This is a genomic window from Citrobacter sp. Cpo126 (assembly GCF_030332445.1).
In the GTDB taxonomy this organism is placed as follows: Bacteria; Pseudomonadota; Gammaproteobacteria; order Enterobacterales; family Enterobacteriaceae; genus Citrobacter; species Citrobacter portucalensis.
The window spans coordinates 84,391-98,987 of record NZ_JAOWHT010000036.1; the positions used below are offsets into that span (position 1 = coordinate 84,391).

Sequence of the window (14,597 nt, forward strand, 5' to 3'; positions counted from 1 at the left end):
TCATTACAAAGTGAAAGAGAGACGTAGCGCCAGCGCTGCCAGCGTTACAAACAGCACAGGCAGAGTCATGATAATCCCGGTGCGGAAATAGTATCCCCACGTGATGGTCATATTCTTCTGTGAAAGTACATGTAGCCAGAGCAGCGTTGCCAGGCTACCAATAGGTGTGATTTTCGGCCCCAGATCGCAGCCAATCACGTTGGCATAAATCATCGCCTCTTTGATGACGCCGGTTGCGGTACTGCCATCAATAGAAAGAGCGCCAACCAGCACGGTAGGCATGTTGTTCATGATGGAAGACAGGAAAGCCGTCAGGAAGCCAGTACCCAGCGTCGCGGCCCAGAGTCCTTTATCAGCCAGCACGTTCAGAACACCTGAAAGATATTCGGTTAGCCCTGCGTTGCGCAGACCGTAAACCACCAGGTACATCCCCAATGAGAAGATGACGATCTGCCAGGGTGCACCATGTAGCACTTTACCAGTGTTAATGGCATGGCCTCGTTTCGCCACTGCAAACAGAATTATCGCCCCAACCGCTGCAATCGCACTAACGGGAATACCGAGCGGCTCGATGACGAAGAAACCAACAAGCAGGAGAATCAGAACTATCCAACCAGTGCGGAATGTAGCCGGATCTTTTATTGCTTCTGCTGGTTTCTTTAGGAGGGCCAGATCGTAACTTGGCGGGATGTCCTTGCGGAAAAACAGATGCAGCATAATTAGTGTGGCAATAATGGCGGCGATATCGACCGGTACCATCACCGAGGCATATTCGGTGAATCCCAGACCAAAGAAGTCCGCCGAAACAATATTCACCAGGTTCGACACGATAAGCGGCAGGCTGGCCGTATCGGCAATAAACCCGGCGGCCATGACAAATGCCAGCGTAGTACCTTTACTGAAACCTAATGCCAGCAGCATGGCGATGACAATTGGAGTCAGAATCAATGCCGCGCCATCGTTGGCAAACAGTGCCGCCACCGCTGCACCTAGCAGAACGATATACGTAAAGAGCAAACGGCCACGACCGTTACCCCAGCGTGAAACATGCAATGCCGCCCATTCGAAAAAGCCTGATTCATCGAGCAGCAGGCTGATGATAATCACCGCAATAAAGGTCGCTGTCGCGTTCCAGACGATATTCCACACCACCGGAATATCGCCTATATGCACAACGCCAGAAATCAAAGCCAGGCCCGCGCCCAGCGTTGCACTCCAGCCGATCCCTAATCCTTTCGGTTGACAGATAACCAAGACAATGGTCAGGACAAAAATAGCGCCTGCCAGTAACATACACCCTCCTGACAGGGCGGATCTGCCGCCCTGTATAAACAAAAAATTAACTCGCCAACTCTCTGAGTTTTTCAATACCTGTTGGCTCAGAAGCCAGTACCGGAACGAGCGCTATATGGTCAGCGTGCTGATTCTTAACAGCCTCAATCTGAGGCTGTTCCTGCTGAGCGCGCTGGCAAAGCAACGGAGAACGCGTATCCGCGATGGAAAGGCTGTTATTGATAATCCAGCCCCATGGATGAATCCCCGCTCTTTCAAGGTCAGCCTGTAGGCTTGCCGCTTCCAGTACCGGTGTGGTTTCAGGCAGAGTGACCAGCAGAACTTTGGTTCGTTCCGGGTCCTGAAGCTGCATCATTGGGGTAGTAAAATGACCTTTCTCCCCCATTTTTTTGGCAATCTCTCGGTGGTAAGCCCCGGTAGCATCCAGCAACAACAGCGTGTGCCCAGTGGGAGCTGTATCCATGACAACAAACCGCTTACCTGCTTCACGAATCACTCGGGAAAAAGCCTGGAACACGGCAATTTCTTCAGTACAGGGAGAACGTAAATCTTCTTCCAATAGCCGTTTCCCTGCTTCGTCCAGATCTTTTCCCTTCGTCTCAAGAACATGCTGGCGATAGCGTTCGGTTTCATCGTGAGGGTTGATGCGGCTGACCTGCAGGTTTTTGAGGCTGCCGTTCAGCGTTGTACTCAGGTGCGCAGCGGGATCAGAGGTGGTGAGATGCACGTCATATCCCATGTCTGCCAGCCTTACGGCGATGGCAGCAGCCATCGTGGTTTTCCCTACACCACCTTTGCCCATCAACATAATCAGGCCATGTTCACTGCGGGCGATATCATCGACCAGGTCAGAGAGCGATAAGTTTTCAGGCGTGTACAGGACGTTCGTTACCGGGAGCGGTAATGCATCAAAACGGGTATCCAGCAGCCCCTTCAACGCAGACACACCAACCATATTTACTGGCTGGAGTAATAAGGTATCTCTCGGTAGCTCAGATAAACCAGCAGGAAGATTTGCCAGTGCTTCCTGCTCCCGTTGCCATATCGCAGCAGCCAGCGCGTCATGTTCAGCTTCGGCTTTAGGCAGCACACCATTAATAACCAGGTACTGGTTTTTCAGGCCAATTGCGGCCAGTTCTTCATGGGTGCGGGCTACTTCCTGCAGCGTAGATTTTTGCAGTCGTGCAACCAGAACCAGGCGGGTACGTTCAGGATCGGACAACGCCTCTACCGCATGAGCATACTGCTCACGCTGCTTTTCCAGCCCGGCCATTGGGCCAAGACAGGAAGCACCATCCGGATTACTTTCAATGAAACTACTCCAGGCACCGGGAAGCTGGAGAAGGCGAATCGTGTGGCCCGTCGGCGCTGTATCAAAAATGATGTGATCGAAGCGGGTCAGCAGGGAAGCGTCTGTCAATAAGCCGGTGAACTCATCAAACGCCGCAATCTCAGTCGTACAGGCTCCTGAAAGCTGCTCGCTGATACTGTTAACAACGTCTTCAGGCAGAAGACCTTTGATAGGATCAACGATTCTGGAGCGGTATTGTTGGGCGGCTTCCTGAGGGTCAATCTCCAGAGCGGAAAGTCCAGTAACTGCTGTCACAGAGCGAATGGTGTTACCGATAGCCTGGTCGAATACCTGACCGACATTGGAGGCTGGATCTGTACTGACCAGCAAAACCCGCTTACCTTGTTCGGCAAGGCGGATAGCCGTCGCGCAGGAAATGGACGTTTTTCCTACGCCACCCTTGCCAGTAAAAAACAGGTAAGGCGGGATATTCTCTAAGAATTTCATATGTCCTCCTGACATATTCAGCAACAGGAAGTATTACCACCACAGCAGCTGGTGGGAGCTAACCCTACCTTCTCCAGCGGAATACCGAACCAGCGAGCCAGCTCAGCGCGTTTTGGGTATCGCCCAGCCATCACCGTTTCACCGTCCAACAGCAGTAGCGGAAGCCCTTCTGCTCCAGATGCTTCGAGGAATACTTTCGCTTTCTCATTATGAACAAAGCTCATGGGCTGCTGCGCCAGGTTATAACGTTCAACCTGTACGCCACGTCCTTTCAGCCACTGCACATCAGCAGAGAAATCAACCAGAACCTGATCGACATCTGAGCCACATACGCCGGTACTGCAGCACATTGCCGGGTCAAACACCGTTAACGTCTTCATTCTGAATACCTCACATTCGAAAAATCATATATGTTCAGGCAAATTTTTTAGATGCAAACAGCCTTACCGCTACCAGAGCAGTTTGCCGATGCCAGCTTACGGGCGATGGCCTGTACGTCGTCCTGTTGGCTTAACCAAGCCTGCTCAATTACCTGAGCAGCCCATGACGGAATATGCGGAGATAAGCGGTAGTGAACCCACTTGCCCTGCTTGCGATCCAGTAATAATCCACTTTCCCGGAGCATTGCCAGATGACGGGAGATCTTGGGCTGCGACTGATCCAGCGCAGTACAGAGATCGCACACGCATAGCTCTCCCATTTCTCTAAGCAGCAACACGATGCCCAGCCGAGTTTCATCGGAAAGGTTTTTGAAGAGTTGTAGAGAAGTTAGTTCAGCCATTTTAGTCTCCTGAATTCTCTCCGTAGTTTCCTGCAATAGTTGAGTGTCGTCAACCATCACATTCGAAAATTCGAATATGATGGCTATGTGGTTTTAATATCAGATTTACTGATTGTTCATTATTCAATTTGTTAATCCTGCCGCTTTTCGACGCCTGTATTCATCTATCAGTAATTGTGCTGGCGTTGGTCCTGCCGGATGGCGCGGCGCTTCCAGTTGACGTCGAATTGGTGGGACACTTAGTCCATTACCAACATGCTTCGACCACTTCGTGAGTAACTTTTCTGCCAGTCGTTTCAGCTCCCCCTCTGTCATTTGTCGTTCTACGCCCGTTCTCCGCATTTCAATGCAGATGTGATACAGCACGGGCTGAGGCCATGGATATTTATCGCTTCCTGAATACCGATATGACTCATTGCGCCAGCGCCGGTATTCCGTCATAACCTGCTCCGATTTCAGTCCGAATGGATTCGCCCCACTCTCTGAAACCAGAGAAACAAACTCAGCCAGGTCAGGCGGCCATGTATTTCCCATCGCGCAGCGCTCCATGCATTGCTGACAGACCAGCCGAATTTGAGGTTCAGTCATCGAACCTATCTGGGCTATCCAGATAGGCGAAGGCTCCGCCCCGTTCTTCTGGGTCCATCGGTTCGAATACACCTCCCCCATGACCTGCCACAGTCGCCAGGCTGTTTCCGTCGCCATCAAGTCCATTCCTGCGGCGCCACTCTGCGTGTGCTGACTGAATTTGCTGAACTGCCCGGGATGCTGTTGGTTCTGATCCTGCTCCCACATGACTGTTACCTCCGGTTTCTGGTTTTACCTGCGTTCTCACCCGGGCTACATGTCGGGCAAATTTTTGTTCCCACTGGATTTGAGTAAAAACTTTCCCTTCCGACTCCCAATACGCGGTGAATTCTGCGAGTTCAGTCAGAAGGTAATCTGGTTCAGGCAGGGAGATACCCCACGATGCGGCGCGCTGTCGGAAGTCTCTGGAGGGAAGCCAGCTATCTGCCATGCTGAATTTCCCGATCGGTTCATCAACACCGTCCAGGTACCGGGGCATGGACGGGGATGGCAGTTCCTCCCCATTCGGATTTTTCATCGCGCCCGCGTTAAGAGAGGGGGTTAAGATCTGTTTACTGCTAACTGCTTTCTGGATACCTGATGGCAAAGGTTTAGCCAAAGACTTAGCCTTATCCTTAGGCAAGGCGAAAGCCTTATCAAAAGCCATCCCCATAGCGTCAGAAACCCCGAAGCAGGCGACTTTGAGAGCTTCATAAGCTTTATCTTTCAGTGAACATTCGGGCAGTAATTCAAACGATCTTGCCCAGGATTTGATCACGTTTACTGATGCTGGCGGATTATGTTTCACCGCATTAGGCAACCAAAAAACTCTGGCTTTAAGATCGGCTTCCACCATACCTAACGCTATGGCTTCACCTAAGGCTAAGTCGAAGGCTTCGACATCCCAGTTTAATTCTTCGGCCATAGCCGCCCTTCCCGCCTTATAAAGCCCGGGAATAATCCCTGTGAATGGACCTGTAAGCAGGTAAATAAACAGACTCTGCCCACTTGGCGGGAGTGGTGATAAGGCTCGAAACTTAGGATCATCCCACATGGTGATCTTCACCTTACGGTAAGGCTCGTTACTAGCCTTACTCTTAGGCATGGCCTTAGCCAAAGGATTAGGCATACTTCACCCCGCGAGTTGCAGTAATAATGGTCATAGGTCAAAACTCGATTAAAACAATTGCGGCGCTACGGCGCTTATACTCGCCAGTAGTGGTCCCACCGCGTCAGCAGGTAGCATGTTGAACAATGCGATTGCCGCCTCACGAATTTCCTTCTCGAGCTTTTGTAATGGAGCGCCAATTAATTTCGCATGGTGTGCCTCACTGCACTCTTTGATAGCGTTCGCCACCAGCTCCGCTTCTGTGCTCGCATTACTTAACCCGTGCTTCCTGGCAATCTGAACTGGCATAGCAGCAATGATTGAGTCTGACAGCTGCATAACGTAAGCCGTGTACTTTTCTGACCCCCCTTCATTTTTCAGATATCGGAATAAATTCTGCTTATTAACAGCAATTCCGCGCCCATCTGCTTTGGCCCACTCTTCAGCCACCAGCTGGGCGATTCGTTCCTGTGCCTGTCCTGGTAAGGTCGATTCCCATTCACGAACGGCAACCCAGATTTTTTTGCACTTCATCCAATCCCGGCGACAAACAGAAAACTGATTTTTTGTTTTCTGAGTTCTCACCATCGTCGGGGTATGGTTTTTAAAAGAGATGGTTTGCATGGTCACTCCTTAGGTAATCCATCCGTTGGATTTGGGTATAAGTCGGGTCTAAGTTCGTGGGGGGTAACCCCTGTAGCGCTAAAGACTTGAAGTACCCGTGACGAAGGAACAATACCTTTTGCTTTCCACTGACTTACTGCCATTCCGCTTACACCAATCGTGCAAGCTAATTTATTGGCTGAGCCAGCTACTCGAATTGCGTTATCAATGGCTGTCATAACTATCTCCTTTTAAATTGGGAGCAATAAACCATAGGTTTACATAAATTGCAAACTTTAAATTTATTGTGACTATAAACCAAACATTTACAATGGGTGTATGAAAAACACTGACGATCTCAATAACCAACTGGTAGCCCGCTTAGAACAAATTACTCAAAGAGGGATCAGCAAAGCTGATATGGCTCGCATTGCAGGAGTTACGCCTCAAGCTGTGAATGGGTGGTTTAAGAAGGGAGTTATCAGTAAGAAGTCCGCCATAGCAATTGCGGAAGCCGCCAACGTGTCCGTTACTTGGTTGTTAGGTGAGAAAGTATCAGAAGATTCAGGTCTCAAGCCTAACGAGAGCAAAATGCTTAACTTGTTTAGGCAGCTACCAGAGGCAGAGCAAGAGCGAATGATCGATACCTTTGCACTGCGGTTAAAAGAAATTGATGATTACGTTGAGAAATATCTTCGTGGTCGTTTTAAGGCTAACGATGTGAACTAAGAGTTTATTCCCATCCATTGAAACCGGCGTTTGCCGGTTTTTTTTCGCCCTTTCATCAGAACCTCCCTCCCTTTAGTTTTTCACGCCTGATAAAGCAAATGTTTGCCTCATCATCAATTGATGATTGACACAAACATTAAACCAATGATTTAATCATTCTATCGAAAACGTCATCTAGGCAGGACGCCCACGAAGTAGCTGCCGGCGGCATACGAATCACCGGATGAGATGGCGAACATTAATGCGCAGCAGTCAGTACCGTTCCGCTTGCCAGCGATAAGGCTAAATGAAGAACCCCCTGTATCACTGTTACTGGACACAGGGACAGAATGTTGAGGGAAACATTATGAGGATCGAAATAACTAAAGTTGGAGGCAAGGTTTGCTTAGTCATATCCCCTATCAAGTTCTCTGTCGCGGATCGCATAGCTACTGCCATGGAAAACAGCGAAATCGTTGCAGCTCTTGGTGCTTATTTCACAGCCATTGGAGAGGCACCAAACGGAGAACTCGTTGGGCTCTATCTCTATTTTAATAACTTGGATACCGCTACGTTCGTAACGCTCAATCATTTGATTGAAACGGATGAGCCAGTCCCGATAGTCATCAGGTAATACCCACGAATCGGTCAGAACTTCTTTACAGGAATCATACTGTGCGCGGTTCTTGAACCAAAAAACACTTATTGGTCGAGCGGCCATTTTTATGTCCTTGCTGGCTAGATGGGAAATACCAGCTTACCACCGAGCCTGAAATGGAGAAATGACCGGTAAAACAAGGAAACCAAAATGATTGATTTTGCGCGTAAACCAGTGCGGTGTCAGGCCGTACATCTAAATCGCATTGAAGTAATCATTCGACTGATTTGTTACACGCTCGCCCAGAAGGGCGACCCGTCTGCCGACCAACAGACTGCAGTTCGTTCATAACGAGTTTGACCAATGGCTGTTGCCAGCATCAGTAAGGAAGTGACTATGGAGTTTGGAATAAAACGTGTGGTGGCTTCAGTTCAGGTCGTTGCCATCCTCAACAGAATTTACAACGGCAGCCCGGTTTCCATCGCATCAATCAGCAAGGAATCAAAGCTGTCTGTGTCTTATCTCGAGCAGATTTTCTCGAAACTGCGCAGTAGTGAAATCGTGACCAGCCAGCGTGGCGCTGGTGGCGGATACCACCTTAGCAAAGCAAACCCCAGCGTGGCTGACGTCGTTCGTGCCGTTACTCACACGCCTGATTCATTTGAGCCTGTGCTGAATGCTCTGGAGTGGGTTCCCGTCGCACAGCTGGTGCAGGGAAAATCCCCTACCCCATAAAGCACAAAACCCGCGCAAGGCGGGTTAAGTACCCGGTCAGCCGACCAAAGCTTTCCGGAACGAGTTTTGACCAATAACCACTACCTTAGGCGGCGATCATCAGCTGCCGGGTATCTTACAATCCTACGGAGCCCGAACGCAATGTTAACGTATGCGTATCTTATTAAAGCCAAAGCGAAAGCAACTGAGGCAAAAAACCTGTTTTGCTGGTTCTCTGCGAAATCAGATTCCCGTGCAGAACGCGAAATCCTCAATATTCTCGAAGACAATGGTATTGCCGTCGGTCGTGGTGCCGATTATCAATTACCAGTCCGCACCAACTGGTTTGTTGTTGACGATCTTCCTGAGGAAAGCACACTTGATGACACATGGTGCGATCGTTACGAACTGGCAGAAGACCAGCAGACGTGGCAACTGAAACAGAGGACTGATGATGAAAATCAGGAGACTTCCAGCCAGCAAAAACCTGAAACTTCCAGTGCCAATGTACCCACCAGCGATGCGCCAGCATTGCTCCGTCCCATATCTCGCCTGCGCCTGTCTCAGCGGCTGATTGCACACCTGTTAAATGACGGTGAAGAGAAGGAAATCAGTGAAGCGCGGCACATCCAGATCGGACAGATGGAACTGGATGAAAATGATCTCTATGTGCAAAACCTGTTACAGGCCGTTGCGAATATGCCAGCGGTGAAAGAGCTTTCTGCTCATGTCGAGTGGAAGCTGGCAAGCGCTGTAAAAGAAGTCTTCGACCGTGAACAGGTCTATACCGTTGCTTCATTTGAGCAATTTATTACCGAATGGATTGCAGAACCAGAAAAGCGAGCTCTTACCGTTCAGGAGTGGGTTAATCAAAAGAAAGCAGGAGTTGCGGGTGATGAACATGCCACTCCACCTGTAACGCCAGAGCTTATTACCGTTGCGACTCTGCCGCTACGCCAGCGCCTCTTAGCTCAGTTTATTTCTGAAGAATATGCTTACCATATTGATACTGAGCAGAAGAAAACCATTCAAGAACTCGAGCTGGATGTGGATAACAGCTATGTGCAGAACCTGCTGCTTGCCTCCGAGAATGTAGAACCATTCAGGAAAGCGCCAGAGATCGATATCTGGAAGATTGTCAGCGCGCTGAAAACCGTTTTTCCGGTTGATGGAAAACGAGTTGATCTGGTCACCGTCATTCAGTTCTTTAAGGCCTGGTTCAACACTGAACACATTGACCGTGGGCTGCTGGTTAAAGAGTGGTGTAAGGGCAATCGTGTGTCGCAGATTCAACGCACTGACTCCGGAACCAACGCTGGTGGAGGCAATAAGACCGATCGCAACCCGCAACTTGTCCACACGCTGGATACTCTGGACATTGATATTGCGCTGGCCACACTTCCAATGGATTTCAACATCTACGATATTCCTGGTGGCGTTTTCCGTCGTGCAAAAGAGATCATTTCTAAAAACGAAAGCCCGTTCAAAGAGTGGTCCGCCGCCCTGCGCAAACGCGCTGGCATCCTGGATTATTCCCGCGCCGCTATTTTCGCGCTTATTCGTAGTGCAGAAGAAAACACTCACCATTTCCCGGAACTGCTGAGCCGTTACATCAACAAAAACCTGACTGAAACCGACCACCAGCACCCAACTGAAGAAACCCTGGCGGCAGCCGGTCACGTACCAGAAAAAAGCTGGGAAAACGAGATTAAAGAGAAGCCCACAGCTGAACAGAAGGCAATAACCGAGCAACCAGAAATCGCCAACATGGGCAACGGTGTTTTCTCCATTGATGGCCTGATGGGTAACCAGCCGGCGCCAGCGCTTTCTGTCGTAGACCAGGTACGCCAGCGCGCCGTCGAAGAAAAATTACATCAAGCCAATACCGAGGAAACCACCAGCGATGTGCAGATGGAAAAAACTGACAACAGCGAAATCAAAGCCAATCCTGATGTGCCTCAGGGCGAAGCAGCAGCTTTGCCAGTTGAAAGCACGGATGCAACTGGTGAGCCTCCATCTTCCCTGAATAATGAACCCGTTCACCATATAGATACGGATCACCTGAACGCTTTTTATACTCACCTGATGGTTGATTTGGAAACTATGGGCAGCGGTCCTGATGCACCAATAGTCTCTATCGGCGCCGTATATTTTGATCCTTCAACTGGTAACACTGGTGCCGAATTTTACCAGGTTGTCAGTCTTGAATCATCGATGTCGTTTGGCATGAAACCGGATGCGTCAACAATTCAGTGGTGGTTGAAACAATCATCTGAAGCCCGTTCTGCAATTCTGGTTGATGAGGCCATGGGGCTGCGTGAAACCCTTGAACTACTGGCTGACTTTATTGCTGAAAATGCTGCTAACGGTAGCCACACTGTTCAGCTGTGGGGTAATGGATGCTCGTTTGATAACGTCATTCTCCGCCGCGCATATGCATTAACAGAAACTCCCTTCGCTGTTCCGTTCTGGAATGACAGGGACGTAAGGACCATGGTTGAACTGGGTAAATCTGTCGGTATCAACCCGCGCTTCGACATCCCGTTTGAAGGCGACATGCACAATGCGCTTTCTGACGCCCGGCATCAGGTCAAATACGTATCTGCAATCTGGCAGCACCTGACAAAAAACTGATTTTAGGTTTTCACTTACAGCCAGCTGCAGCATGTACTGTTGTGGCTGGCGGCATCGGAGTTATGTATGTCGCAACTCATTTTCAGCGAAGAGTGGATGGTTGAAGCGCGACTAACAGAAAAGACCGGCTTGTCGGAAAGACAAATTAAAAGTTATCGGTTGAATTTGTGGATCGAAGGCGTGCATTTCAAACATCTGACAGCTCTCGGGGAAACTGACAATTCGAAAGGTCTGCTTTGGTACAACTATCCAAAGATTAACCAATTAGTACAGGAAGCATGATGGACTTTCCAACCGGCGTTGAGCTGCATAATGGAAAAATACGGATCACATTTACCTATCGCGGCAAACGTTGCCGCGAAGTCCTTCGGGGCTGGACGGTGAACAGCAGCAACATCAAAAAAGCTGGAAATCTTCGCGCGCTCATCACAAGTGAAATACAGCTCGGTAAGTTCGACTATGCGGAACGCTTCCCGGAATCCAAAGCGCTTAAGAAGTTCATCACAACCAAAAAAATCACTACGTTTAAAGAACTGAGTGATTTTTTTACAGACACCAAAGCCTTAGAGGTATCTGGTGCAACACTGCTATCGCTTACTTCGGTCGTAAATACGTTACTGCGTGTAATCGGAGAAAATACCCGTCTGGTAGATATTGAGCATGCCGATATTTTGCATTACCGAAAGGAGTTATTGACCGGGACAATTATTAACCCGGCAATGCCGAATCTGGCCAGGCAGGGCCGCGCGCCCTCAACAGTCAATAAACAGATGGCAGTTTTATCAGAAATGCTTAAGCTCGCAAACCGAAGCCAGTTTATATTGCATGCTCCTTATGAAGGAGTGTCGCGACTCAAGTTATCTAAAAATGATCCCGACCCACTTTTACTTCATGAGTACCAGGCACTGATAGCCGCCCTTCCCCGTAGCCAGGCATTAATCATCATTGTTGCCGTACATACGGGGATGAGGCCGGGCGAGATATGCGCCCTGGCATGGGAAGATATTGATTTGGTAAAAGGTGAAATCCACGTATCCAGAAGTTTGACGAATAAGCGAGTATTTGTGCCTCCTAAGACAGATGCCGGAATAAGGACGATAACGTTGCTTAGACCTGCTCTGGATGCACTGAAGGAACAATACGAAATCACCGGTGCTAATCCGAAGCAAGAAATTCGATTTCACCATCGGGAGATCGGAAAAACTGAGCAGCAATCTCTTCGCTTCGTTTTTTCACCGACAGCATATTCGTCAAAAAAAGGCAGTTACTTCTCCAAGAACTCGATTGCCTATGGCTGGAAGCGAGGCACTAAACTTGCAAATATCCGCGAAAGGAATCCTTATCAGTCACGGCATACCTACGCATGCTGGACGTTGATGGCCGGAGCGAACCCGTCATTCATAGCGAGTCAGATGGGACATGAAGATGCGCGCATGGTGTACGAGGTTTACTCCAAGTGGATTGGCGACATGAACCAGGATCAGGTCAACATGCTGAACAATCAGATGCCAACAGCACTGCCCCCAGGGCGCCCCCACGGGCAGGGGAACATGAGAAAAGTTATTTAATTTCATAGCGCTGCTTTCAATCCACATAATCAGCGTTAAACTATTCATACCATTATTTTAGGGAGAAACGATGATGCGCGTACTGGTTGTCGAGGATAATGCTTTATTACGCCACCACCTCAAGGTTCAGTTACAGGATTTAGGGCATCAGGTGGATGATGCAGAAGATGCGAAGGAAGCGGACTATTATCTGAATGAACATCTGCCGGATATCGCGATCGTTGATTTAGGACTCCCCGATGAAGATGGTTTGTCGCTGATCCGCCGCTGGCGCAGTAATGAGGTTTCGCTGCCGATTCTGGTATTAACCGCGCGTGAAGGCTGGCAGGATAAAGTGGAAGTCCTCAGCGCTGGCGCTGACGATTACGTCACCAAACCGTTTCACATCGAAGAAGTGGCTGCGCGCATGCAGGCACTGATGCGCCGCAACAGCGGTCTGGCATCGCAAATTATCTCCCTTCCGCCTTTTCAGGTGGACCTCTCTCGACGCGAGTTATCCGTCAATGATGAAGTTATCAAGCTCACTGCATTTGAATACACCATTATGGAAACCCTCATCCGTAATAATGGCAAAGTGGTCAGTAAAGATTCGCTCATGCTGCAGCTTTACCCGGATGCCGAGCTGCGCGAAAGTCACACCATTGATGTTCTAATGGGGCGTCTGCGTAAGAAAATTCAGGCGCAGTATCCGGACGACGTCATCACCACCGTGCGTGGTCAGGGATATCTTTTTGAACTGCGCTAATGAATAAACTATTGCGTCATTTTTTCCCGCTATCGCTGCGGTTGCGCTTTTTACTGGCAACCGCAGGCGTGGTGTTGGTGCTCTCGCTGGCCTACGGCATGGTTGCTCTGGTGGGCTACAGCGTCAGCTTTGATAAGACAACGTTTCGCCTGCTGCGGGGTGAAAGTAATCTGTTTTATACCCTGGCAAAGTGGGAAAACGGCAAGATAAACGTCGAGCTGCCTGAACATCTCGATATGCAAAGCCCAACAATGTCGCTGATCTATAACGAAAGCGGTGAATTGTTGTGGGCGCAGCGCAATGTTCCCTGGCTGACGAAAAGTATCCAACCGGACTGGCTAAAAACCAACGGTTTTCATGAAATTGAAGCCAATGTAGACGCCACCAGCACTTTACTGGGCGAAGATCACTCCGCTCAGCAGCAGTTAAAAGAAGTCAGAGAAGATGATGACGACGCCGAAATGACCCACTCCGTGGCGGTGAACGTCTACCCCGCCACCGCCAGAATGCCGCAACTGACCATTGTGGTTGTCGACACTATTCCTATAGAGCTAAAGCGCTCGTATATGGTCTGGAGCTGGTTTATTTATGTGCTGGTCGCCAATCTGTTGCTGGTCATTCCGTTGTTATGGGTGGCTGCGTGGTGGAGCCTACGGCCGATTGAATCACTGGCGCGTGAAGTCCGTGAGCTTGAGGAACATCATCGTGAGATGCTAAACCCCGCCACCACACGCGAATTGACCAGCCTGGTTCGTAATCTCAATCGACTTTTAAAAAGTGAACGTGAGCGCTACGATAAATACCGCACCACGTTAACCGATCTCACTCATAGCCTGAAAACGCCACTGGCGGTACTGCAAAGTACGTTGCGCTCAATGCGTAATGAAAAGATGAACGTCAGCGACGCAGAGCCTATCATGCTGGAACAAATCAGCCGTATTTCCCAACAGATAGGCTATTACCTGCATCGCGCCAGTATGCGTGGCAGCAGTGCCCTACTCAGCCGCGAGCTGCACCCGGTCGCGCCGTTGCTGGATAAGCTCACCTCGGCGCTGAATAAGGTATATCAGCGCAAAGGGGTCAACATTAATCTCGATATCTCACCTGAGATAAGCTTTGTGGGCGAACAGAATGATTTTGTCGAGGTATTGGGCAACGTCTTGGATAACGCCTGTAAATATTGTCTGGAGTTTGTCGAGATTTCGGCGCAACTGTCTGAGGATCAGCTGCATATTCTGGTCGAAGACGATGGTCCTGGTATTCCGCAAAGCAAACGGGAAGTGGTGTTTGACCGCGGACAGCGCGTAGATACGCTACGTCCAGGACAAGGCGTCGGTCTGGCGGTGGCGCGAGAAATCACCGAACAGTATGACGGGCAGATTATTGCTGGTGATAGCCTGCTGGGTGGTGCGCGCATGGAAGTTATTTTTGGCCGCCAGCAGCCGGGCCAGAAAGACGAGTAATCATCGCATGTAATAAA

At 49.6% G+C, this 14,597-nt stretch carries 16 protein-coding genes and 1 pseudogene; 8 read left to right on the forward strand and 9 right to left on the reverse strand.

Annotation, left to right across the window (positions count from 1 at the left end):
- Positions 1-3 precede the first annotated feature (3 nt).
- The 8 genes from arsB to OGY17_RS14830 form a co-directional block, all read right to left on the reverse strand.
- A complete protein-coding gene (gene arsB, locus OGY17_RS14795) occupies positions 4-1,293 on the reverse strand; it encodes an arsenite efflux transporter membrane subunit ArsB (RefSeq protein WP_234103655.1) in 1,290 nt (429 codons plus the stop codon).
- A gap of 46 nt (positions 1,294-1,339) precedes the next feature.
- A complete protein-coding gene (gene arsA / locus OGY17_RS14800; RefSeq protein WP_133086185.1) occupies positions 1,340-3,091 on the reverse strand; it encodes an arsenite efflux transporter ATPase subunit ArsA in 1,752 nt (583 codons plus the stop codon).
- 17 nt (positions 3,092-3,108) lie between these two features.
- Positions 3,109-3,471 carry an arsenite efflux transporter metallochaperone ArsD gene (gene arsD / locus OGY17_RS14805; protein WP_038641374.1) on the reverse strand — a complete coding sequence of 121 codons (363 nt, stop codon included), beginning with the start codon at positions 3,469-3,471 and terminating at the stop codon, positions 3,109-3,111.
- Positions 3,472-3,518: 47 nt separating this feature from the next.
- On the reverse strand, positions 3,519-3,872 hold the full coding sequence (gene arsR / locus OGY17_RS14810) for an As(III)-sensing metalloregulatory transcriptional repressor ArsR (RefSeq protein ID WP_044700602.1): 354 nt from the start codon (positions 3,870-3,872) through the stop codon (positions 3,519-3,521).
- A gap of 123 nt (positions 3,873-3,995) precedes the next feature.
- On the reverse strand, positions 3,996-4,541 hold the full coding sequence (locus tag OGY17_RS14815; RefSeq protein ID WP_127785720.1) for a replication protein P: 546 nt from the start codon (positions 4,539-4,541) through the stop codon (positions 3,996-3,998).
- The gene (locus tag OGY17_RS14820; RefSeq protein WP_234610575.1) at positions 4,453-5,568 is read right to left on the reverse strand and encodes a DnaT-like ssDNA-binding domain-containing protein; all 1,116 of its coding nucleotides are present in this window, start codon (positions 5,566-5,568) and stop codon (positions 4,453-4,455) included. The genes OGY17_RS14815 and OGY17_RS14820 overlap by 89 nt, the downstream gene beginning before the upstream one ends.
- Positions 5,569-5,616: 48 nt before the next feature.
- On the reverse strand, positions 5,617-6,171 hold the full coding sequence (locus OGY17_RS14825) for a toxin YdaT family protein (RefSeq protein ID WP_234103656.1): 555 nt from the start codon (positions 6,169-6,171) through the stop codon (positions 5,617-5,619).
- 2 nt (positions 6,172-6,173) lie between these two features.
- Positions 6,174-6,389 (reverse strand): transcriptional regulator, encoded by a 216-nt coding sequence (locus tag OGY17_RS14830; RefSeq protein ID WP_234103657.1) that lies wholly within the window; start codon positions 6,387-6,389, stop codon positions 6,174-6,176.
- Positions 6,390-6,489: 100 nt separating this feature from the next.
- Here OGY17_RS14830 and OGY17_RS14835 point away from each other — a divergent pair, with 100 nt between their 5' ends.
- Complete coding sequence (locus OGY17_RS14835) at positions 6,490-6,879, forward strand: helix-turn-helix domain-containing protein (RefSeq protein ID WP_234103658.1); 390 nt, start codon at positions 6,490-6,492, stop codon at positions 6,877-6,879.
- A 385-nt stretch (positions 6,880-7,264) separates the two neighbouring features.
- On the opposite strand, the gene OGY17_RS14840 is transcribed toward OGY17_RS14835, so the two are convergent.
- Positions 7,265-7,579 carry a hypothetical protein gene (locus OGY17_RS14840; protein ID WP_071681809.1) on the reverse strand — a complete coding sequence of 105 codons (315 nt, stop codon included), beginning with the start codon at positions 7,577-7,579 and terminating at the stop codon, positions 7,265-7,267.
- Positions 7,580-7,663: 84 nt separating this feature from the next.
- Between OGY17_RS14840 and OGY17_RS14845 the strand changes: the two are divergent.
- From OGY17_RS14845 to phoQ, 7 genes and pseudogenes are all read left to right on the forward strand, one after another.
- A pseudogene (locus tag OGY17_RS14845) lies at positions 7,664-7,807 on the forward strand (hypothetical protein); the annotation flags it as partial.
- 45 nt (positions 7,808-7,852) lie between these two features.
- A complete protein-coding gene (locus OGY17_RS14850) occupies positions 7,853-8,191 on the forward strand; it encodes an RrF2 family transcriptional regulator (protein WP_234103659.1) in 339 nt (112 codons plus the stop codon).
- A gap of 141 nt (positions 8,192-8,332) precedes the next feature.
- Positions 8,333-10,804: a 3'-5' exonuclease gene (locus OGY17_RS14855; protein WP_234103660.1), complete on the forward strand. Its 2,472-nt coding sequence runs from the start codon at positions 8,333-8,335 to the stop codon at positions 10,802-10,804.
- A 66-nt stretch (positions 10,805-10,870) separates the two neighbouring features.
- Positions 10,871-11,086, forward strand: coding sequence for an excisionase family protein (gene xisR, locus OGY17_RS14860; RefSeq protein ID WP_003832298.1), 216 nt, complete (start codon positions 10,871-10,873; stop codon positions 11,084-11,086).
- Positions 11,086-12,372, forward strand: coding sequence for a site-specific integrase (locus tag OGY17_RS14865; protein WP_234103690.1), 1,287 nt, complete (start codon positions 11,086-11,088; stop codon positions 12,370-12,372). Before xisR ends, OGY17_RS14865 begins: the two co-directional genes overlap by 1 nt.
- 73 nt (positions 12,373-12,445) lie before the next feature.
- Complete coding sequence (phoP, locus tag OGY17_RS14870; RefSeq protein ID WP_003846709.1) at positions 12,446-13,117, forward strand: two-component system response regulator PhoP; 672 nt, start codon at positions 12,446-12,448, stop codon at positions 13,115-13,117.
- Entirely contained in the window at positions 13,117-14,580 is a 1,464-nt protein-coding gene (gene phoQ, locus OGY17_RS14875) for a two-component system sensor histidine kinase PhoQ (RefSeq protein ID WP_003832291.1), read from the forward strand. The genes phoP and phoQ overlap by 1 nt, the downstream gene beginning before the upstream one ends.
- Positions 14,581-14,597 lie beyond the last annotated feature (17 nt).